Below are 21,220 nucleotides of genomic sequence, written 5' to 3' on the forward strand. Positions count from 1 at the left end.
CCCCGGGCCGGGGCGGGGCGACGGGACCACTCAGGAGCGCGGTCGCGCGGCGCGGCCGGCGACGCGGGGGACGGCTCGGTCGGGTGGTCCGGCGGCGCCCCCGGCTCAGCCGTCGTCGGTGCGGCGTGCCGTCCGTCCGGAGATCTGCAACCGGTCGAGCCGGCCGGTGGCCGGATCGCGGTGGAAGCGTCCGCCGGGTTCCAGGCGGCCGGTGGCCGGATCGCGCAGGGCGCACGACAGGTCGTCGTAGCAGACCAGCGGGATGGGCAGATCGCCGTCGACGGACAGGCCCGGCGCGCCGTCCGGTCCGGGTGCGACGCGGTACGTCGTGGTGCCGTTGCGATAGACACCCAGGCACTCGGGCAGCGGCACGGGGCGGCCGTGGTCGGCGTCCTGGGCGGCGGCCGGCACGCGGACGCCGGTGAGCCGGGCGATCTCCTCGGTCAGCTCGCGCCACAGCGCGGTGGCGCCGGAGGCGTTGCCCGTGAACGCGATCACCGTTCCGCTCTCCGGATCGGCGCGCAGGTGGCAGGAGGTGCCCTGGGCGTTGCCGTCGTGACCGCACCAGACGCGGTCGTCCTGACGGTACAGGGCGAGTCCGGCTCCCCAGCCGTCGGCCAGCGCGCCCGGGCGGGCGGCGGTCTCCGGGCGGCGCATCTCCTTGGCGACGGCGGGCGGCAGGACGTCCGACCGGCCGGTCAGCGCGATCCCGAACGCGGCCAGGTCCAGGGCGCTCGCCAGCAGGGCGCCGGCCGGGGCCTCCAGCGGGGCCAGGTTCTGCCGGGCCGGACGGGCCTGTCCGGTGGCGGTGTTGACGGCGTGTCCGGCGGCGACGGGCCGGGCGGGCGTGGCCTCGCCGGTGAACGCCGGTACCGCGCCGAGAGGGTGCAGGAGCAGCGCACCGACCGCCTCGTGCCACGTCATGCCGGTGACCCTCTCCACCAGCCGGCCGGCGGCGACGTAGCCGGCGTTGGAGTAGGAGAAGTCGGTGCCGGGCGCGAACAGCAGGTCGCGGGCGGTGCAGACGGTCGTGAGGTAGCGGGTGGCGGTGGTCGCGGCCGCGGTGTCGGAGTCCGGGCCGGTGGGCAGGCCGCCTGTGTGGCTGAGCAGTTGACGTATCGTCAGCTCGGGTATCGCGCTCAGCTCCGGTAGGTGGTCGGCGACCGGTTCGTCGAGGTCGAGGTCGCCGTCGTCGGCCAGCAGCATGACGAGTGCGGCCGTGTAGGGCTTGGTGAGCGACCCGAGGGGGACGGCCGTCTCGGGGGTGAAGGGCGCACCGGTCGCCGTGTCGGCCGTACCGGTGTGCAGGCCGAGGGTCTCCGTGGCGGTGGCCAGTGCGAGTTGGGCGCCGGGCACCCGGTGGGTGCGGGCGAGGGTGTCGAGCCGGTCCTGTAGTTCCCGGTGTAACTGCGCCGGCGTCCGGGGAAGGGCCAGAGCGGTGGGGACGGTGTACGGCATGGCTAGGGGACTCCCGTTGAGTGGGTCTCATGTGCGGGTGTGCCGGTCCGGCCCGTGGGTGAGCGGTACGGGGGCCGGTCGGTGTGCGAGCGCCGTGAGCGGTTACGGCCGGGTGACCTCGACGGGCAGGTGCCGTACGCCGATGATCACGGCCGGGTTCTGGAAGACCACGTCGTCGTAGGACGGGACGGCCAGCGAGCGGAATCGTTCATGCAACATCCGCAGGGCGATCCGGGCCTCCAGTCGGGCGAGCGGTGCGCCGATACAGAAGTGGATGCCGTGCCCGAACGTCAGGTGCGGGTTGGGGGACCGCGTCACGTCGAATACGTCGGGCGCCGGGAAGCGCGCCGGATCCCGGTTCGCGGTCCCCAGGTGGGCCATGAGCAGGGCGTCCTGCGGGAGTTCGTGTCCGCCGAGGACCACGGGGCGGGTGACCCGGCGGCCCAGTTCGGGGAAGGGGGGCAGCCAGCGCAGCACCTCCTCGACGGCGGCCGGGATCGCGGCCGGGTCGGCACGGAGCGCGGCGTCCGTGCCCGGGCGGCGGTCGAAGGTGACGACGGCGTTGCCCAGCAGGGCGGTGGTGGTGATGTGCCCGGCGACCAGCAGCAGCGCCACGAACCCGACCATCTCCTGGTCGGCGAGGCGCACGCCGTCGACCTCCGCGGCGATGAGTCTGCTGGTGAGGTCGTCACCGGGGTGGGAGCGGCGGGTGCGTATGTGATCCAGCATGTAGCCGTTCATCTCGCGCACGGTGGGGGCGATGGCCTCCAGCGCCCGCTCCAGATCGGCCATGTCGGGTGCGTCGCCGAGCTGGTCCCCGCTGAACAGGACGCTCGCCCACTCCTGGAAGAGCCGGTGCTCCTCGGCCGGGATGCCGAGGAGTTCGGCGATCACGATGATCGGGAGCGGATAGGCGAGCGCGTCGACCAGGTCGAACCGGTCGCGGTCGGCCACCTCGTCCAGCAGCCGTGCGCAGACCGCCTCGATACGGGGCTCCAGCCCCCGCACGACCCGCGGGGTGAACGCCTGGCTCACCAGGGTGCGCAGCTTGCGGTGTTCGGGCGGGTCCATGGCCACGAAGTTGCCGCGGGTGAAGGTCTCGAAGTCGGACTGGGTCGGGGCGAGCGCGGAGAGGTCCGAGGAGTACGTCGCCGGGTCGGCGAGCACGGTGCCGACCGTGTCGTGGTCGAGGACCTGCCAGACCTTCTGCGTGTCGTCGAAGCGGACGGGCCCGGACTCGCGCAGCTCCTGCCAGTGGTCGGGTAACTGCTCCAACAGGAGCCGGTCGCCCGTCAGTTCCTTACTGATCACCTGTTCTCCTTGGTAACGGTGGGCAGGGCACGCGAGGCGGGAAGCGGAAGGAGGCGCGGCGGTCCGGTCGACTCGGGCGGGGGCGGACGCGGGCACGTCTCCGGCGCGCAACCGGCACCACCGGAGCGCGGTCGGGCGGGGTACACGCGCATCGCACGCGCTCCCCTCCGTGCGGCGCGCCGCACGCCGGCGGCCATCGCCGCGGGTGCCGTCCGGCGGGGCGTGCCGTCCGCTGTCAGGCTCGGGCCGAAGCGGGCGGGAGACTCCTCGGCGTCTCCGCCACAGGACACGGCGGCCGCGTGGCCGGCCGCGGCCCCACGACGCATCCCGGCGTGTCGGCGAACCCCGCCATGACTCGTCCCCCTCGGCGACACCGGCCGCGCGGCGATCTCACGGCCCCTCCCGGCTCGTTGACGGACAGCGGGATTCCGGTTCCCGGCTGTCTGAACTGCGGTGTGAGAATACGCATGAGCTCTCCATGCCGCCCCACGATTGGCATGATGCGTGGTCCCCAACACCTTCGTTTCGATGGAACTCGGCGGACAGTCTTCACGGTGAGTCACCCGATAGCAACCCCCTGAAGTTGAACGCAGAGTACCTTGGCGGTGATTTTGCGTCACTTTTCGGCAACTGGGCGGAGGCCGCCCACCCCTGACAGCACGGCCGAATCGCTGACCCCGCGTGTGCCCGGCAGTCCGGGCCGCAAACACCCTCGGAGAGAGAAAATCTGCCGCCGACCGCCGCCCGTTCCGGCCTGCGCCACCGCCCTTCCCCGGTACGGCGCGCCGGGGGCGGTGGTCCGCGGATGGCCGGACTCGCCCGCCGCCGTGGACCGACGATTCGGCCACCGGGCGGAGGACCGCCTCGCCACCGCCGCCGAGATTCGGCCATCCGTATGTGCGGCGGCGGACGTCATGGATCCTGGGCCCCAGTAGAAACGGAACAGAGAACCGGCGTAGCTGTCAAAACTTCTGACAGGGTGCGAGCGGGGCTGCCAGGGTAGGGCGAGTGAGCGACGACCCGACGATCGGCTTCCTGAAGGCGGACGTGGCGCGGTTCTGCGCCGGCCTGGATGAACTGGCCCCTGCGATCCGGGCTCCGGCTGGTCGTCCAGTCGAGTGCCGCACTGGACGAGGTGACGGATGCGGCCCTGGATGAGGGGATGGCCGTAGGAGAAGGTCCGCTACCGGCATGCCCTGCGCGGACAGCAGCACCATCTGCGCTCGCCGCCAGGTCACCACCGGCCCGGCGCCCCTGCGGAGCAGTTCCGTTCGCGCGCCAGGTCTGCAAGCACCGACGTCAGGGCCCGGCCAACACCGCGCCCGCGGAAGGGCCCGTCCACACCCAGCTCGTACAGGAACATCTCGGTGCCCTTGTCCGGGTGTGTCATCTCGACGCCGGTGACCATCCCTGCCGGGGCGTCACCGACATAGTCGATCAGGAGGCGGTGGCGCTCGTCCGCCAGAAACCTCTCAGTCGCCTCCGGCAGAGGGGACACATCGAAGAGATGCCCGGCGTCCTGGACAGCCTCGACCCGAGTGATGCGGCGGATCTCCATGGGGGGATCCTGTCAGGTCTCGGCATGCACGGCACCGGTTCTGCAACCCGCTTCAGCTCAGCACGATGCGCCAGCGGTTGTCGGCGGTGCCGTCGTCCGCGTCCTGGACCGCGAACGCGCCGACCGCGGTGGAGTTGTTCGCGATGGCGAGCAGCTTGCCGCTGTTCACGTTGCGGATCTTGTAGGTCCCGTCGCCCTGGTCGAGCAGGGTCCATTTGTGGTCGGCGGTGCCGTTGTCCGACCACTGGAGGACGGTCGCACCGTCTGCCGTGTCCATGTTCAGGACGCCGAGCACCTTGCCGCTGTTGGCGTTGCGGAAGCGGACCGCGCTTCCATCAGTGATCATTTCCCAGTTGTGGTCGGCGGTGCCGTTGTCCGTCCATTGCAGAGCGCGGCCGCCGTCGGACGTGGACATGTTCTGGATGCCCAGCAGGAGACCGCTGCTCGCGTTGACGAGACGGACGGTGTTGCCGGTGGTGTTCCAGTAGACGGTGTAGTTGTAGCCGTGTGCGTCGTAGAACGGGCCCAGGTTGACGGTGGAGCCGCCGGAGGTGGCGGTGAAGGCGAGTGAACTGCTGCTGGTCCGTTTGATCGAGGACGTGGTCAGCGCAGGCAGGGAACTGAGTGTGGAGTCACCGAAGTTGCCGGCGAGGACCACCGGGCCGTAGGTGATCGCGGCGACGTTCGCGTTGTCGTTGGCCGGTCGGATGCCGAGCCGCATGGGCAGGCGGACGGTGACCGTGTCGCCGGAGGTCCACCCGCGGTTCAGGGTGGCGTAACTGCCGGGCGTGGTGGTGATGTTCTGCGCGACGCCGTTGACGCTGACGGTGGCCCCGCTGGTCCAGCTCGGTATACGGATGCGCATCGCCCACGTTCCGCTGACGCTGCCGGTGACCTGAAGGGCCGTGGTGTCGCTGACAGGGTAGGTCGTCGTCTGGGTGACGGTGATACCGCGCTCCGTCCAGGTGAGCACCGACGGCACGAACATGTTCACGGTCAGCGTGGTGTCGTTGTGGAAGTAGATGGAGTCCATCAGCCTGGTGTGCATCTCCAGGCCCGTGCCCTGGCAGCACCAGAAGGTGCCGTAGTCGGTGCTCCAGGTGCCGCCGCCCAGCGCCGGGCCGACACCGCGCCGTCCTCCCGGCTTGAGGGGGGTGAAGTAGGTGACGTGGCCGTGGTCGTCGGCCGGGTTCTGCTGGCCGATGATCTGGTTGAGCCACGCCCGCTCGTAGTAGTCGAACAGTGCGACGCGGTTCGGGTCGAGCGTGAACAGCTCCCGGGTGAGGGTGAGCATGTTGATGGTGTTGCAGCTTTCGCAGGTGTCGTTGGTCAGGTAGCCGGCGATGGCGTTCGGGGCGCGGAAGTGCTCCGCCTGACTGTTGCCGCCGATGGCGTAGGTGTGCGCGTCGACGGTGATGTTCCAGGCGTTGGTGGCGATGTCCCGGTAGCGGGTGGTGCCGGTGGCCTTGTACTCCCGGGCGGCCCCGATCCACTTGGGGACCTGGGTGTTGGCGTGAATTCCGTTGAGCTGGTCCTGGTTGGCCGCCAGCGGGTCGAACACCGCGGCGTGGTCGAACCGCTGGGCGACGGTGAGCCACCGCGCGTCACCTGTCTGCTGGTAGAGATCGGTCAGTACGGCGTTCATGCCGCCGAACTCGACGCGCAGCATGGTCTGCATCTGCTGGGTGGTCAGCCGGCCGGTGCGCCAGTCGACCCATCCGGCCAGGGCGAGGAGCACGTCCCGGGCTTGTGTGCTGCCGATGTGGCGCCATACGTCCAGCAGGCCGGTGAGAGTCTTGTGGACGGTGTAGTACAGCACGTCGCCACTGGTTCCCTGCTCGAGAGCAGTGAAGTTGGACTCGGGGTAGCCGGAGAGGTATCCGGGGTTGAAACCGGCGGCGCTGTTGTTGGCCTGGCACTTGGCCAGTTCCGCGACCATGTAGGTGGCCTTGTCCCGGCAGGTGGTGTCCCCGGTCACGGCGTACGACTGTGCCCATGCCGTGAGGAAGTGCCCCTGGATGTGGGTGCGGAAGCCGAAGTCCGGCGCGTCCCAGCCGCCGTTGGCGGTCGCGCCGTTGGTGGGCAGCTTGTGGGTGGCGCGGAAGTTGTACAGCAGCCGGTCCACATCGATGAACCGCAGGTAGTTCTGCGTGCGGTTCTGGTTGTCCAGCCACCGGCTTGCGGTGAGTCGGACCTGGCCGAGTTCGAAGGGGTGCACCAAGACCCCGATGTCGGTCCTCGCGGGCGCGATGGCTGCCTGAGCGGAAGACGCGCCGAGGAAGGGTCCGGCGGCAGAAGCGGCCACGGTGGCCCCGGCCAGCTGCAGGAGACGACGCCTGCTGACGGAGGAAGACATCTTGAGCCTTTCGATACGGCAGAGCGACTGCTTGGACTTTTGATGTGCCGGCTCACACGTCCGAGGGTCGGGCGTGGCGCGTCACGGGCTCGGGTGCTGCCGACGCGGCGACCTACGGCCGACAGGCCGCGGACATCCGCCTTGCACCGTTCGGCTTTTCAAACGTCGTCCGAAATATAGAACGCAGCTCTTCGCTGACACATTGGATGGATTAAGGGGTACGGACATTGCTCGTGTCCAGCCGTTGAACACAAAATTCTTACCGGCTGTCAGGTCATGGGCTGAGCGCTGCGGCAGGGGCCGGGGTTGGCGCCGGATCGCTCATCTGCATGTTCGACGGATCGGATGTGTCGGATGTATTGACGCGCCGTCTTTTCCGGATCTAGCCTCTGCCCGATTTCCCGAACGGCGTTCGATATGTCGTTCAACGCCTGATCGAAGAGTGAGTTGGCCATGAAGGCTTCCGCCCGAAGTCCCGCCCACCTGAAACGCCTTCACCGGCGCTCAGAGGCACAGTTGCCCGGTCCGGGTCGCAATCGCCCCGCCCGGGTGGACGCACATACTCGCGCGCCCTGACCCGCCGTCACCACGGCGCCATGGGTGAAGCGGCGAAACGCCGTCGTTCGGATCCGTCCTTCCGGCTCGCGCGGCAGCCGGATCCCGTCCTGCCCACTCCGAGACCAAGTTCCCCCCGCCACCCCGCTCCCCCTTCGCCCGGCGGCGTCACCCGCACCCGACAGGAGATCCGATGTCTGCGCTCCGCGCCCGGCTGACGGTGATATTGCTCGCCGTCTGCCTCCTCTTCACGGGGCAGGCCCTGACCACCCCCCAGCGGGCGGCCGCCGCCGGCCCCGGCTACCTGATGGTGCACTTCACCGGGGAGGGAGCGGCCAACCAGCAGATGTACCTCTCGCACAGCACCGACGGCCTGCACTGGAGCGACCTCAACGGCGGCGGCATGGTCCTGCGCTCCACCGTCGGCACCAAGGGCGTACGCGACCCCGCATTCGTCCGGTCCCCCGACGGCAGCAAATACTGGATCATCGCCACCGACCTGTGCATCAGCTGCGGGCAGGACTGGAACGCCGCCATCAACAACGGCAGCCGCAACCTCGTGGTGTGGGAGTCCACGGACCTGGTCACCTGGTCGCAGCCGTGGCTGCTGAACGTCGCCGGTGCGATCCCCGACGGGCGCAACGCGTGGGCACCCGAAGCGATCTGGGACCCCCAGAGCAATGACTACGTCCTGTACTGGGCCACGAACGTCCCCTTCAACGGCGCGACGAAGCACCGCATCTTCGCAGCCCACACCAGCGACTTCCGCACCATCACCACCCCCCGGCTCTACATCGACCGCCCGGGCACCCAGGAGATCATCGACACCCAGATCATCGAAGTGCCCCCAGGTGTCGGCACCTACCGCTACGTACGGGCCTCCGGCGACGGACAGATCACTCTTGAAGGCAGCAACTCCATCCTCGGCACCTGGGCCAAACTCGGCGACCTCTCCGGCATCGGCCTGACCGGGTCGATGGTCGAGGGCCCGATGTGGATGAAGTTCAACGGCACCAACAAGTGGGCGCTCTACCTCGACCAGTACGCCACCAACGGCGGCTACATGCCCGTCACCACGACCGACCCCTCCAACCCCGCCGCCTACCAGAAGCCGGCGTCGACCAGCTACACCATGGGCGGCACCAAAAAGCGCCACGGCTGGATCATGAACCTCACGGCCGCCGAGGAGAGCCGCGTGCTCGCCCGCTGGCCCAACACACCCGCCCAGCGGCTCCAGTCGTACAACTTCCCCGACCGGTACGTGCGCCAGACCGACTTCGACGTGCGCATCGACCCGCACGTCAGCCCCGTCGAGGACTCCCAGTTCCGGCTCCGTGCCGGCCTGGCGGGCACCGGCACCGTCTCCTTCGAGTCGGTGAACCACCCCGGCTACTTCCTGCGGCACGCCGACTACGACTTCCAGCTCGCCCTCTACGACGGCAGCAGCCAGTTCGCCGCGGACGCCACCTTCCGCAAGGTCGCCGGGCTCGCCGACGCCACCGGGTCGTCGTTCCAGTCGTACAACTTCCCCGACCGCTACATCCGCCACTACGCCTACCAACTGCGCCTCGACCCGATCACCACCGCGACGGGACGCAGTGACGCGACGTTCCGCGTGACGAGCTGACCCGCCCGTCCCACGGAGCGCTGTGCGGAGTCCGCCGTTCCTCCGGCGGGCCCGACACAGGAGTTCCACTCACCTCCCACTCCACTCTGCGTAGGAGTTCTTCATGATCAAAAAACAGTGGATGCACCGCACCCGACGCGCCTTGCTGGCAGCCGGTGCCACCGCCGCCCTCGCCGCCGGCCTGCTCACCGCCACGGCCGCCCCCTCGCAGGCCGCCACCCAGGGGCCGTGCGACATCTACGCCTCGGGCGGCACCCCCTGCGTCGCCGCGCACAGCACCACCCGCGCCCTGTACGGGGCGTACAACGGCCCGCTCTACCAGGTCAAGCGCGCCTCCGACAACGCGACCAAGGACATCGGCCCGCTGACCGCCGGAGGTGTCGCCGACGCCGCGCAGCAGGACTCCTTCTGCGCCAACACCAGCTGCGTCATCACCGTCATCTACGACCAGTCCCCCAAGCACAACAACCTCACCCAGGCACCCGGAGGCGGAGCCGCCGGCGGTCCTGACAACCTCGCCAACGCCGTCGAGGCGCCGGTCACCGTCGGCGGACACAAGGCGTACGGCGTCTACATCGCCCCCGGCACCGGCTACCGCAACAACAACACCAACGGCATCGCCACCGGCGACCAGCCCGAGGGCATGTACGCGATCTTCAACGGCAAGCACTTCAACGGCGGCTGCTGCTTCGACTACGGCAACGCCGAGACCAACAATCTGGACACCGGCAACGGCCACATGGAGGCCCTCTACTTCGGCAACAGCAAGGCCTGGGGCTACGGCAGCGGCGCCGGCCCCTGGGTCATGGCCGACCAGGAGAACGGCCTGTTCTCCGGGGCCAACCGCGGCTTCAACGCGGGCGACCCGAGCGTCGACCACCGGTTCCTGACCGCCATGCTCAAGGGCGGCGCGAACCAGTGGGCCCTGCGCGGCGGCGACGCCCAGTCCGGCGGCCTGTCCACCTTCTACAACGGCGCACGCCCCAACGCCTCCGGCTACAACCCGATGCACAAGGAAGGCGCGATCATCCTCGGCATCGGCGGTGACAACAGCAAGTGGGCCCAAGGCACCTTCTACGAAGGCGTCATGACCCAGGGCTACCCCTCGGACGCCACCGAGAACGCCGTCCAGGCCAACATCACCGCCGCCGGCTACAGCAGCGGCTCGACCAGCACCGGAACCCTCACCCCCGGCTCCCGGATCTCCCTGAAGGCCACCACCTCGCCCTGCTGCACCTCGGACTACCTGCGCCACAACGACGCCGACACCAAGGTCGTCATCTCCAACATCACCGCCGCCAGCTCGGCCACCGACAAGGCCGACGCCACCTGGATCGTCCGGGCCGGACTGGCCAACACCTCCTGCCTGTCCTTCGAGTCCGTCGACAAGCCCGGCCAGTTCCTGCGCCACTACAACTACCAGCTCAACCTGAACTTCGACGACGGCGGCAGCGCGTTCGCCCAGGACGCCACCTTCTGCCCCACCGCGGGCAACAGCGGCGTCGGCACCTCCTTCCAGTCCGCCAACTTCCCGACGAAGTACCTCCGCCACTACGACTACACGGTCTACATCGCGAGCAACGGCGGCTCCAACACCTGGGACTCCACGACGTCATGGGCCCAGGACACCAGCTGGCTCACCGCGGCTCCCTGGAACTGACGAGGGACGCAACCTGTAGCGGCTCCTGGCCCGGCTCCACGACGATGTCCTGGATGCCGGGCCAGGCCTGCTTCCGCACCCCGGGGCGTCCTACGTGGCGGCCCAGCAGCCCAAGGTGTTCCGGCTCCCCTCCGCCGCCCGGCGCGGCGCGTCCGGTGATCCCAGCAGACCGTACGGCAGGTACCCCGACCGGACACCGAGGTCCCACCCATGGATCTGGACGGCGAGGCAGGCCAGGGCGAGGGTGCCGAGGGGCAGGAGGGAGCGGGGCGCGGGATCACCGGCATCGGCCTCGACGCTCTCCCGGTACGCGACCAACCGGGCGACCAGGGCGTCCTCGAAGGCGTGCTGGTCGTCGTCGAGGAGTACACGGAGCAGTCGCTGGTCCGCGCTCAACGCGTCGCCGACCTCGTCGAGCCGCCGGGCGGCCTCCGCGCGCTGACCGGCGTCCGGCTTGCGCAGCGCAACCCTCGGCCAGTCACGCGGCAGATGCCCGGCCGCCTCGGTGAGATAGGGGCACAGGGCGTCCATGGCGGCGAGGTCGGCGGGGTCGGAGACGGAGGTGTGCCGGTTGTAGGGAACGCCGTCACGGATGGCGGGCGCGTAGTCGCCGCGCAGCAGCAGCCCGGTACCCCGCTCCCAGTCCCACACGTGCCCGCTGACGACACAGATCTCGAACGTGTCGAGCCAGGTCCGCGCGGTGGGTGCCTCCTTGACGACGTCCCGGAAGGTGAGGGGCCCGTCCCCGAATTCGTCGTCGTCGGGGTCCGTGCTGATCCGCTCCCCGACGAGGGGGAACCGCAGTTCCTGGTCCCCGTCGGGGAAGCACATGATGCTCAGCACTCCGTGCACACACTCCGCGGCGGTGACGGCGACCGTGCCGGCCGCGGCGTCGAGCCCGGGTTCCGTCACCGTTCGCGCGGCGACATGGTCGAGCAGTTCGTCCGCCATGGCCCGGATCAGCGCCGGCGAGATGCTGCCGTAGCGCAGCGAGTGCCACCGCGTGTAGGCCCGCCCGCCGATGTCGTCGAGCGCCTCGGCCAACCGCTGCTCGCCGACCTGATGGCATGGCACATTCCGCACGTATCCCGTCCCTTCATGAACTCCACGACTGGCCGAAGCACGCTATCAACGGGCGCTGACAGCACCCGGCCGCCGTGAGGACGGCTGCCGAGATCGCGAACGGGAGCAGGGCTGCCCCGATGAGCCGCTGATGGAGAGGGTCCGGCCGCTGGGCCGGTTGGCGGTTTTACCGACCCGGGTGTTCACAGCAGGCCGAGAGACAGCAGCTCGTAAGCGGTGCAGGCGGTTCCGATCACCACCCCTGCCAGCCCGAACACCCCATCGGTACTCCTGAAGAAGGGGCGCTGAAGCTCATAAGCGGTTTGGGCCCTTTTCGGGTTCTTCGGGTCGTAGACAACCTCGATCGAGCCCCTGCCGGTGTCGGGGACGTCGCCGGGGCTCACGCTCAGCCGGTGCCTTCGGCCTTCGGAGTCCTTGTAGATGAAATCCGCTGACCAGATGCCACCGGCCCAGCTCTCGCCTCCCCGGTGAGCCCGGACACGGATTCCGCGCCGGCGCAGCCTGGTCCGCCTCGACAGTGCCACCGTGCCCATCGCCAGAAACATCAGCGCCAGAAAGCCCCCAGCAGCCGCCATCGTCTTTTCACCCCTCTTGGCAGACACGTCGGCGGAGTTCGACCGCGAACCACCCCGGCCGGAGGAAATGGCCAGGCGAGTGCTGACGGCCGTCTTCACGTTGTGGCTCAGCGCTTCCTGCCTTCGTGCGCCGTCTGATCGAAGCATCGAGCGTCAACGCTCCGTAACCCCGTACTGCCCCGTCTCAGGAGAGGCTGCCGGGGCGGACGATGAGGTAGGACCAGCCGGTCCACACGCTGCCGGTCTGTGCGTCCTTGGCCGGGGGTGTGTAGTGGCCGCGGATGCGGTAGCGGCCGTTGCCCGTGAAGAGCTTCAGGGCTCGGCCGTAGCCGTACCAGCCGTCGTCGAACGGGGGCACGCAGCTCTGCGAGGTGGCCTGGTGCCAGGCGCCCGAGTAGTAGTGCTCCAGGTACACCGACGCACAGCCGCCGGACTGGTGGGGTGTTATCTGTAGGTTGAAGGCCATGTTGACTTCGGACGTGTAGAACACCTGATACGTGGTGGATCCGATGCGGGTGGTCGAGAGCGGCCACTGCATCTGCGTCCGGGATGTCGGTGTGAGGGTTGCGTTGGTGCTCACCGTGCGCGGCGCATAGCGGTAGTCCCCCGTGAAGGCCGCGCTGAAGGTGGTGTTGCGGGTGATCTTGTAGGAGGCGACGAGGTTCCCGTTCGCGTCCACCTTGCCGCTCCCCAGCCGGGCCCGCGAGGCGCCGGCGGGCTGGTCGTACAGCGTCACGGAGCGGGAGTTGTACGTCGTCCCCAGGTGGGCGGTGACCTTGACGGTCGCGCCCGAGTGGTACGACTTCGCGTCCGTGGTCACGCTCAGGGCCGGCGTGGCCCGGGACACCTGCACCTTCGCCTGCACGGTGACCGGGAGGTAGGAGGTGCCGCCGTCGTAGGTGAAGGCGTAGGTGTGCGCGCCGCCGACCTGCGGGATGTCGTGGAAGGCGAAGCTGCCGTCGGCGGCTATCGGCAGGGTGCCCACCGCGTAGCCGTGCGGGTGCGCCAGGTCGGTCTCGACGACGTGCACCGCCCCGGTCGTCACATGCGCGTGTGGCCAGGTGAGGTGGCCGTTGACGGTGAGCGGCGCTGCACGGTCGGCCACGGAAGGAGCGGACAGCGTCATGGTGGGCGCGTACGTGGCCACGGGGATGTCGAAGGTGCGGCCGGCCGGTGCGTAGTGGCCGCTCCCGGAGTAGTCGACGCGGAAGCTCAGTTTCCCGGTGGCAGGAGCCGTGCCGTCGACGTGGTAGGAGCCGAAGAAGTCGAAGGGGATCCGTGCCGGGGTGGTCGTCAGGTCCGGGACGAGCACGCCGTCCGGGTCGGCGTCGTCGTAGCGTGTGATGCGGACGGTGCCCGGAAGCATGGGCTGCCCGGCGTCGAGGCTGAGGGGCGAATCGGGCGACACGACGAACGAATAGGGCTCGCCGGGGGCGAGCGGAACGGTCCAGTGCCCCAAGAGCGTGACCGGCGCGGTTTCCGGATTGCGGGAGATGTGGAGCGTCGGGGTTCCCCCGAGGGCGTCGACGGCGACGCCGTAGAGCCGGCTTGCGTCGGGTGCCCAGGCGAGGCCGTGGGCGGCGGAGTTCAGCTTCGGGTCGTAGAAGTACTCGGTGTAGTAGCCCTCGCCCGTTTCCGGGAAGGTCATCAGTCCGTGGAAGCTGACGGCCATGCTGCCGTCCGGGGCCACGGCGACCGAGTGGCCGCCCACCGCCGAGGCGAACTGCCCGTCGACCGCGAGATCCGAGGTGCGGTACCGATTGGCGGTCGCGCCGGGGACCGACGGGACGGCCAGGTACTGCCCGTCCGCGGTGAGTGCGAGGTCGCTCAGGTCGGGGACGGGCAGTTCCTTCGCGGCCTGCCGGGTCAGTGCCCCGTCCCCGGCCCGGTACGTGACGACGGTGGAGGTGTCGCCGGTCTGCGCGGCGGCCGCGAGTACGCCGGAGGGCGTCGGGGTCGTCGCCAGTACGGGTGCTGCTGCCCAACTGCCGGAGTCCTGGCGCAGGGTGACCGTACCGGCGTTGTCGACGGACCCGATGCCGCCGGCGCCCGCCGTACCGTAGCCGAACCAGAGGGTGCCCCCGGCGACGGCCAGCGAGTTGGGACGGGTGCCCGCGCCCGTGCTGTAGCGAGCCGACTCGGTCAGCTTCTGCGTGCTGATCGCCGCGATCGCGTCCCTGTCCGGGAGAGCCGCGTACAGCGCGGATCCGTCCTCGGAGAGGGCCAGAGCGGTGGCACCCGGCTCACCACCGATCGTCGTCGGGTTCGTGCCGTCGAGGTCGGTGACGAGAATGCCGTCGGTGCCGGCGCCGCCGCTGATGAACAGATGTCCGTGCACCTCGTCCACGACCATGTGCGAGAAGTGCGCGATCGGCAGCGGTGTGTCCGAGGACGCGTACGAGTCGACCGCGGCGGGGCCGAGGACAGTTGTCAGTCCCAGGAGCAGCGCTGCGGCGGTCGGCGGCGAGAATCGCGCCAGCTTCATGAAAGGCCCCCCCCATAACCTTCACGATCAAGGGGGGCAACCTAGCACGGGGAGGGCGGGGTGATGACAGGGGGTGGGGCGGCACAATCGCCTCCCTGGTGCAGAGCACGGTGCGCGACGTTCCGTACTTTCCCGTGCTGGGCCCTGACGACAGCTTGGCAGTACTGAGCCGCGACTCGCGCCGCCTCCTCCACGCGCTGGCGGCAACACCCCTCGCCGGCGGGCCTCGGCGCCACCTGGGAAGGCGCCCAGGGTGTGCGCTCCTGGGCGCTGGGCCTGTGCGTGCGAGCGGAAGAGGAACTCGCCGCCCGGGCACGTCCGCGTACGGCACCGATCCCGGCCGGGCCCTCAGGCCCGCGACCGCACGCCGGACAGGCGGGAATCGAACCTGAACGCCGTTTTTCAACAAGTGCGCCACGAAAGACCGGGGATCTTTGGCGGGCAGGTCCTTCCTGCTGTCGGGGCGCAAGTCGTGAAGGCTTCTGGCCGGCCGGAGAGGGACGCCGTCCGGCCAGCGCGCCCAGGCACTGACGCCTTCAGGTCGCCATGGACCTGCCGCACAGACCAGTGCCTCGTCGTCACCGGCACTGCCAACCAGCAGCACCGCCCCGCAGCGCCGCACCCCTGCCCTTCCCGGCCGGGCGCGGCGCTGTGCCGTTGCTGCCTGCCCTTCGCGGAGCAGGCTGGAGATGGAGGCGCAGCTGCGGGACCTGATCAGCGAGCGAGGATGCCAGACGCACGCGGACCGTAACGAGGCCGGCCGGCTCGCCCAGGACAAGGCCCGAAGAGGCGGGCAAGGGCGGCGCCCTGCGTCTTCCCACGAGCCCACCGAGCCGGGCCTCCGGCCCCGTATAGCAACCCGCGTCTCCCGCCCCAGCCATCCCAGCCCGGGAAAGCCCCGAACACCGGGGCGCGAGTGCCTTTGCGTGCATACGCGTGCGCCCCCGCCGGGGGCGGGGGCGTGAGCACGTGAGGCGCGGGTGTGGGGTGCGGCCGGTGGGCCGCTGTGGTGGTGCGCCTGCCTTGGAGATTGAACGGCTCAGTACCAGCCGTTGGCCTGCCAGAAGGACCAGGCCTTGACCGGGCTGCCGTAGCGGGAGTTCATGTAGTCCAGGCCCCACTTGATCTGGGTGGCCGGGTTGGTCTTCCAGTCGGCACCGGCGGAGGCCATCTTCGAGCCCGGCAGCGCCTGGACCAGGCCGTAGGCGCCGGAGGAGGAGTTGGTGGCGGAGGGGTTCCAGCCGCTCTCGTGCTCCACGATCTTGCTGAACGCGTTGAACTGCGCGGCGTCCGGAATCATCTTGTGCGCGATCGCCTGGGCGGAGGAGGCCGAGGTGGTGGCGGCCTGGGCGGGCGCCGCGCTCAGCGCCATGCCGGCGGTGGCGGCGGCCAGGGCGGCGGCGGTGAGGGCCTTCTTCGGGGAAGCGATGCGGCGGATGAAAGCGACGGACACGGAGAACCTCTTGCGTCGGGGACGGGGGATCGCCTGCACGGGATGGACCACGTGGTGGGTCCGGCATGCGTCGGCGCCGCGGCCCGTGGGGGCTCGTGGCGCCTGGCGACGTCCTCAAGACAAGCAGCCCGGAGAGCCGTCCGCAATGACCCCTTTTACTAGTTGTGGCCGGATCGAGCGGAAATATCGGCTCTGTGGCGTGGGTCTCAAAGCGCAGGTCAGAAGGGGTGCCCGAAAGGATGTATCGGACATTTAGGACTACGGCCCCGGGTCGTAGGTGACCTGCGTCATGTGGGGTGCTTCACCGTCTCGGTCACGGCCCGCACGGAACCCGTCACCCAGCGGTCACCGCCCGGGACCTTCGAATGTGACCGCGGTCTCGAACGCGGCCCGCCGGGTGGCCCGGCGCAGCGCCCGCAGCACCGCCGGACCGAGCACGACGGTGAACACGACCGCGGCAAGGCCTGCACGACAGGCCTGCACCAACTGATCAAGTAGTCGGCCGCGGCCCAGCAGGCCCCCCCTGCCCGGCCAGGGGGGGGATGAAGCCGTCGGTGCTGTCGTTGATGGCGACTGCGGACCAGCAGGCCAGGTGCGCGGCCTGCTCCTCGTGACTCGCACTGTTGCCACGGGTGAAGAGGCGGTTCTTCTTGGATTCGACGCCGCCGCAGCGGCGGCCGCGCCCCCGAAGGAGCACGGATCGCGCTTCGTCAGGTGTCCTGAGCGACTCGCGCACAGACACGTTCCGAGTGGCGGGCGCGGCGCCGTGCCCGCGGCTCCTCCAAGGTGCCTGTCGCCTCGACCACCAGACGGACGCAACACGAGAAGGCAGTGAGGAGTGCCGACGGCAGGAAAGCCCCGTCCCAGACGACGGTGCTCAGGACGAGGAGCGCCACCCCCCACACCGCAGCGGCGGCGGCCCCTGCCCGGCGGCGCATCGGAAACAGCAGCCATGGGACGACCGGAGCAATGAAGAACATGGCGAAACCTATGAGCAGTGCTGCGGCGGCCATGGTGGAAACCTCGCTCTTCTCTTAAGGGGTCGGGCCCGCCCCGGTCGCGAGGGCCACCTTCATGTACGTCGCCGCACTCGGCCACTGCGAACCCCACCGGCCGAAGTGCCGGAAGAAGTACACGAGCCGACCGGGTGCTGGATCTCCTCTATCGCCGACATGTGCGGTGGACGGGACGAAGCCGCTGCTACTTGGTCGTGTGCGTGGGGTAGACCTCGACGTCGGTGTAGGCGCCCTTGATCTGCCCCGCGCCCGCCGGCCACTTCAAGGTAACGGTGTGGGTCTCGTTCGGCGGCGTCACGAGGATGTCGGTCGGAGACGTGAGGCTCTTGCCGGTGGTGTCGATATCGTAGGCGAGGTCGAAGACAGCGGCGTCGCCGGGCTTCAGGATCGTGAGACGCGGCTGGGCGTGGCCGCGCTTGATGGGGCTCGAAGTGTGGTCGGCATCCTTGATGTCGACGCCCGCGAAGCCCGTCGCCGAGCAAGTGGTCGTCCCCCGGTTGGTCATGGTGATGTCGATCCTCCCGGAGGTCTTGTCGGGCGCGGCGTTCCTGGCAGCGATGGCCAGGTCTGCGGTCTTGCAGAAGGGGACTTTGCCGCCGGCCTCCTTCGCACCGCCCCCGGCGCCGGCCTCGGTGCCCTTGCCGGAGGCCGCCTGGCTGGAGCCGCCTTGTGCGTTGCTGGAGCCCGCCGTTGCCTTGCCGGCCGTCGAGCTGCCCGAGCCCGAACCGCCCTCGGCCTTCGAGTCGCTCTCCGACGACGAGGAGGCCGAGGAAGCCGAGGACCTCTTGGGCGACGAGTCCTTTCCGGAGCCGTCGCTGCCACAGGCGGTGAGCGAGAGGGCGGCGGCCACACCGATGGCGGCGAGAGCAGTGACGCGGGTGTACTTCACGGTGTTCCCCCAGGACTGGCACGGTTCATGCGGTCGAAGATATTTGTATCCCACACCGAGTTACGAGAGGTCCACTGCGACGTCTTCGTTCTGTCACAGGCGTCGTGCACGGCGTCGCGGCGTCGGCGAACTCCGGAACCCGGAAACCCTCACCGAATCCGAGCATCCCGAGCTCAAGGCCGGTCGGGCTCACTGCCCCGAACTCGACGCCCTGACCTGGCACGTCCGTTCCTTCGCGGCCATGGTCACCGGCCGCAAGGGCGAGCGCCTGAGGACTGGCTCCATGCCGTCCGTCAGGACGACCTACCCAGCCTCCACACGCTCGCCGCCGGCATCGACCGCGACCGCGACGCCGTCATCGCCGGACTCACGCTGCCCTGCAAGTCAGGCGTCGTCGAAGGTGATGTCAATCGGATCAAGATGCTCAAACGGCAGATGTTCGGCCGCGCGGGCTTTCCTCTGCTGCCGAAACGGGTTCTCCTCGCCTGACTTCCGGCGAGCTCATTCCGTACGTGTTCTACAGCGTGCGCCGGTAACGAACTTCGGTTACGGATACTCCGTCGTAGTCGTCAGCCTGGACAGCGCCGTCAGCCGCTGAAGCCGTCCGCATGAGCGTGCACGGCCTCGAGGAGCATACGGCCGATTCCGGACTCGATGAGTGAGGGCCAGCTGATGCGGCCGCCGGGACACCAGCTTCCGTCATAGCTCGTACAGTCAACATCTCGGCACCGTACGAGACTCGTGACCGCGACCGCCCAGCAATTACGACCGAGCAGCCGCAGCAAATACACAGAGTGGCCGCTGCACAGAAGCTGTGCCAGAACCCGAGTCGGGAGTGCTTCACCGCGCGGCGCAGCGCGCCCCGCCCGCGGACCGAGCGCCACGGTCAGGACGGCCCTGCCAGGACCTGCACGACAGGGCAGCACCAACTGATCCAGTAACCAGCAGCAGCCCAGCAGCCCCCCAGCTCGGCCGCCGCCTGCTATACGGACTGCCGTCCGCCCGGCCGGCACCAGGCCACCCCAGCGGGCAGGGAACCCACGCCGTCCCGCAGCACGCTGCCGGACGGCGAGTGGACCGGCAGCGCCCGCTGAGCCGCCCACCGAGGCTCCGTGCCGCTCCCGATCACCCCGGAGGCCTCCTCGTCGAGCCGACGGCGCCGGCCGCTGGCACGCAACTCGGCCAGCGTGGTTCACTGCCGGCCGTTCCAGCCGACGTACTTCGCTCTGAAGAACCGGCTCATTCGACCTGGGCGACCTTGTAGGCGATCCCGCCTTCGATGAGGTAACCCACTCCGACGCAGACGATGTCGTTCAGCCATGCGTACTTCTGCGATCCGGTCTCGAAAAGCGGGTTGGTGCGGAAGTAGTACCGGGCCGGATCGATGTCGTACCTCTTGGCCGGATCGGCGATGTCGGCCCGCAATTCGGGCGGGGTGACCCAGCGGCCGCCGTAGCTCATGTACACCAGGGCGCCGTCGTGGGTGCGCAGGGTGAGGCGCACGTCCAGTGACAGCGTCCCGTCGGGGCGGAGCAGTGCCCAGTCGCCGCCGATCGGGAGCACGGCGCCGTGCAGGCGCGGTCCGTGGAAGGTGCCTCCCGTGTCGCCGAAGAGGGTTCTGCGGCCGAGCGGGCCGGTGCCGAAGTCCAGTCGGGGGCTCAGGTCGATGACGAGGTCGAAGAGGTGGCACGTGGTGATCTCGCCGATGGTCTTCGTGCGGGGGTCGGGGGTCATGCGCTGCCTCCCAGCAGGGTGTGCCGGACCTGGTCGGTGGAGACGCCCGACTGGGCGCACAGCTCCGCGAGGTCGAGGAAGAACCGCTCGCCGGCGATCAGGCCGTCAGCGAAGGTGAACTGGAGGAACACCGGCAGTTCGGCGCGCCTGCCGTTGGGCGTCACGCCGAACCGGTCACCGGTCATGGTCATGCGTGCCGTGCCCCAGCAGGCCAGGGTGTCGTCGTTGCCGGCGTGCCCGTCGAGGGTGACCTCGTAGTCGGGAAAGGACGCGAAGAAGCGTGCCAGCGCCTTCTCGTTGTCGGGCAGGCCGCGGGCCTTGGTGCCGAAGGGTGGCGACTCCAGCAGTACGTCCCGGTGCAGGAGCCGGAGCGCCGCGGGCAGGTCCTGACGGCTCTTGGCGTGCGCCAACGCCTGGGCGAGCTCGAACATCTGATGGGTGTTCACGAAGAAAACGTACGGTCGTACGTACGTTTTTCGCAAGGGGGTGGCACAATGAGGCAGGTGAGCGAGGATGTGCAGGACGGGCGCCTGCTTCGAGGTCTGCGGTCGCGACGGACGATCGTGCGGCACGCCGTCGACACGGCGTCGTTGGAGGGGCTCGACGGGCTCAGCTTCGGTCGGCTCGCGACGGACCTGAACGTGGGCAAGAGCAGCGTCCAGACGCTCTTCTCCACGAAGGAGAAGCTCCAACTGGCCGTGATCGAGGCGGCACGCGAGGCCTTCGAGGAGGCCGTGATCCGCCCCGCGCTGACCCGACCCCAGGGCGCCGAGCGGCTGCGCGCCCTAGTCGAGCACTGGCTCGCCTACGCCGAGCAGCCGCTGTTCCCGGGCGGCTGCTTCTGGGCGGCGAACCTGCCCGAGTTCGACAGCCGGCCGGGCCCGGTGCGGGACATGCTGGCCGGCCAGCAACGGGCCTGGCGCGACCGCATCGCCGCCGAGCTGCGACACGCCATCGACGACGCGGGGACGAGTGCCGGCCTCGATGCCGACCTCACAGCGTTCCAGATCGACGCCGTCCTCACCGCCGCGAACACCGCGATGCGCCTGGGCGACGACACGGCGGCCGCGAAGGTCCGCCGCGTCGTCGACAGCCTCCTCGCGCCGCTGACCGCGCCCGGCCGAGAAGTGATCAATCATTCTTGAGATCGTCGGCGAGGCGGCGATGGCGAGCTGCTTCGGCGTCGATGGGACCGCCTGGTTCGATCTCCTCGCCGGCGAGGCGGTCGGCCACGAGCCGAATCATCACGTCCTTGCGCATCGCTTCGGCATGCGCGACGAACGCCGCACTGTTGTGATCAACCCCTTCTTCGACCTCGCCGCCACCGCCATCACCCGTCATCACCGTCCGCCGACCACGGTGACGCGTACGTCGGCGGCCGCGGGAATCTCGGCCTGGAACAGGTGCGCGGTCACAGTCGGGGAGTGCTCGGCGGCGAACTTGGCCGCGGCTCGGAGTCG

Annotated in this window: 16 protein-coding genes and 1 pseudogene; 3 read left to right on the top strand and 14 right to left on the bottom strand. The window is 69.5% G+C overall.

Going from position 1 to position 21,220, the window contains the following annotated elements; translation table 11 throughout:
• Positions 1-105 precede the first annotated feature (105 nt).
• The 5 genes and pseudogenes from ACFVIU_RS26065 to ACFVIU_RS26085 all read right to left on the bottom strand — a co-directional run bounded on the left by ACFVIU_RS26065 (position 106) and on the right by ACFVIU_RS26085 (position 6,683).
• Positions 106-1,458 (bottom strand): serine hydrolase domain-containing protein, encoded by a 1,353-nt coding sequence (locus tag ACFVIU_RS26065; protein WP_385845407.1) that lies wholly within the window; start codon positions 1,456-1,458, stop codon positions 106-108.
• A gap of 102 nt (positions 1,459-1,560) precedes the next feature.
• A complete protein-coding gene (locus ACFVIU_RS26070) occupies positions 1,561-2,769 on the bottom strand; it encodes a cytochrome P450 (protein WP_385845408.1) in 1,209 nt (402 codons plus the stop codon).
• A gap of 1,175 nt (positions 2,770-3,944) precedes the next feature.
• Positions 3,945-4,034: pseudogene (locus ACFVIU_RS26075) on the bottom strand (helix-turn-helix domain-containing protein); the annotation flags it as partial.
• Complete coding sequence (locus tag ACFVIU_RS26080; protein ID WP_385845409.1) at positions 4,004-4,327, bottom strand: GNAT family N-acetyltransferase; 324 nt, start codon at positions 4,325-4,327, stop codon at positions 4,004-4,006. The pseudogene ACFVIU_RS26075 and the gene ACFVIU_RS26080, both read right to left, overlap by 31 nt.
• A gap of 52 nt (positions 4,328-4,379) precedes the next feature.
• Positions 4,380-6,683 (bottom strand): beta-L-arabinofuranosidase domain-containing protein, encoded by a 2,304-nt coding sequence (locus tag ACFVIU_RS26085; protein WP_385845410.1) that lies wholly within the window; start codon positions 6,681-6,683, stop codon positions 4,380-4,382.
• Between the two features lie 748 nt (positions 6,684-7,431).
• Between ACFVIU_RS26085 and ACFVIU_RS26090 the strand changes: the two genes are divergently transcribed.
• Both ACFVIU_RS26090 and ACFVIU_RS26095 read left to right on the top strand, forming a co-directional pair.
• A complete protein-coding gene (locus tag ACFVIU_RS26090) occupies positions 7,432-8,865 on the top strand; it encodes a glycoside hydrolase family 43 protein (protein ID WP_385845412.1) in 1,434 nt (477 codons plus the stop codon).
• Between the two features lie 103 nt (positions 8,866-8,968).
• A complete protein-coding gene (locus ACFVIU_RS26095) occupies positions 8,969-10,525 on the top strand; it encodes an alpha-L-arabinofuranosidase B (RefSeq protein ID WP_385845413.1) in 1,557 nt (518 codons plus the stop codon).
• Positions 10,526-10,615: 90 nt separating this feature from the next.
• On the opposite strand, the gene ACFVIU_RS26100 is transcribed toward ACFVIU_RS26095, so the two are convergent.
• From ACFVIU_RS26100 to ACFVIU_RS26135, 8 genes are all read right to left on the bottom strand, one after another.
• Positions 10,616-11,608: an immunity 49 family protein gene (locus tag ACFVIU_RS26100; RefSeq protein WP_385845414.1), complete on the bottom strand. Its 993-nt coding sequence runs from the start codon at positions 11,606-11,608 to the stop codon at positions 10,616-10,618.
• Between the two features lie 182 nt (positions 11,609-11,790).
• Positions 11,791-12,282: a hypothetical protein gene (locus tag ACFVIU_RS26105; protein ID WP_385845416.1), complete on the bottom strand. Its 492-nt coding sequence runs from the start codon at positions 12,280-12,282 to the stop codon at positions 11,791-11,793.
• An 85-nt stretch (positions 12,283-12,367) separates the two neighbouring features.
• Positions 12,368-14,668: a hypothetical protein gene (locus tag ACFVIU_RS26110; RefSeq protein ID WP_385845417.1), complete on the bottom strand. Its 2,301-nt coding sequence runs from the start codon at positions 14,666-14,668 to the stop codon at positions 12,368-12,370.
• A 1,039-nt stretch (positions 14,669-15,707) separates the two neighbouring features.
• Positions 15,708-16,121 (bottom strand): transglycosylase SLT domain-containing protein, encoded by a 414-nt coding sequence (locus tag ACFVIU_RS26115; RefSeq protein ID WP_385845215.1) that lies wholly within the window; start codon positions 16,119-16,121, stop codon positions 15,708-15,710.
• Between the two features lie 710 nt (positions 16,122-16,831).
• The gene (locus ACFVIU_RS26120; RefSeq protein WP_385845418.1) at positions 16,832-17,134 is read right to left on the bottom strand and encodes a hypothetical protein; all 303 of its coding nucleotides are present in this window, start codon (positions 17,132-17,134) and stop codon (positions 16,832-16,834) included.
• A gap of 187 nt (positions 17,135-17,321) precedes the next feature.
• On the bottom strand, positions 17,322-18,026 hold the full coding sequence (locus ACFVIU_RS26125; RefSeq protein ID WP_385845419.1) for a DUF4232 domain-containing protein: 705 nt from the start codon (positions 18,024-18,026) through the stop codon (positions 17,322-17,324).
• Between the two features lie 1,239 nt (positions 18,027-19,265).
• Positions 19,266-19,760: a DUF3237 domain-containing protein gene (locus ACFVIU_RS26130; RefSeq protein WP_385845420.1), complete on the bottom strand. Its 495-nt coding sequence runs from the start codon at positions 19,758-19,760 to the stop codon at positions 19,266-19,268.
• Positions 19,757-20,206, bottom strand: coding sequence for an ester cyclase (locus ACFVIU_RS26135; RefSeq protein WP_385845422.1), 450 nt, complete (start codon positions 20,204-20,206; stop codon positions 19,757-19,759). Before ACFVIU_RS26135 ends, ACFVIU_RS26130 begins: the two co-directional genes overlap by 4 nt.
• A gap of 57 nt (positions 20,207-20,263) precedes the next feature.
• Between ACFVIU_RS26135 and ACFVIU_RS26140 the strand changes: the two genes are divergently transcribed.
• On the top strand, positions 20,264-20,905 hold the full coding sequence (locus ACFVIU_RS26140) for a TetR family transcriptional regulator C-terminal domain-containing protein (protein ID WP_385845423.1): 642 nt from the start codon (positions 20,264-20,266) through the stop codon (positions 20,903-20,905).
• Here ACFVIU_RS26140 and ACFVIU_RS26145 read toward each other — a convergent pair.
• On the bottom strand, positions 20,892-21,101 hold the full coding sequence (locus tag ACFVIU_RS26145; protein WP_385845424.1) for a hypothetical protein: 210 nt from the start codon (positions 21,099-21,101) through the stop codon (positions 20,892-20,894). The two genes, ACFVIU_RS26140 and ACFVIU_RS26145, sit on opposite strands and share 14 nt — an antisense overlap.
• Positions 21,102-21,220 lie beyond the last annotated feature (119 nt).

The sequence above is a fragment of the Streptomyces sp. NPDC127190 genome (assembly GCF_042672505.1).
Taxonomy (GTDB): domain Bacteria; phylum Actinomycetota; class Actinomycetes; order Streptomycetales; family Streptomycetaceae; genus Streptomyces.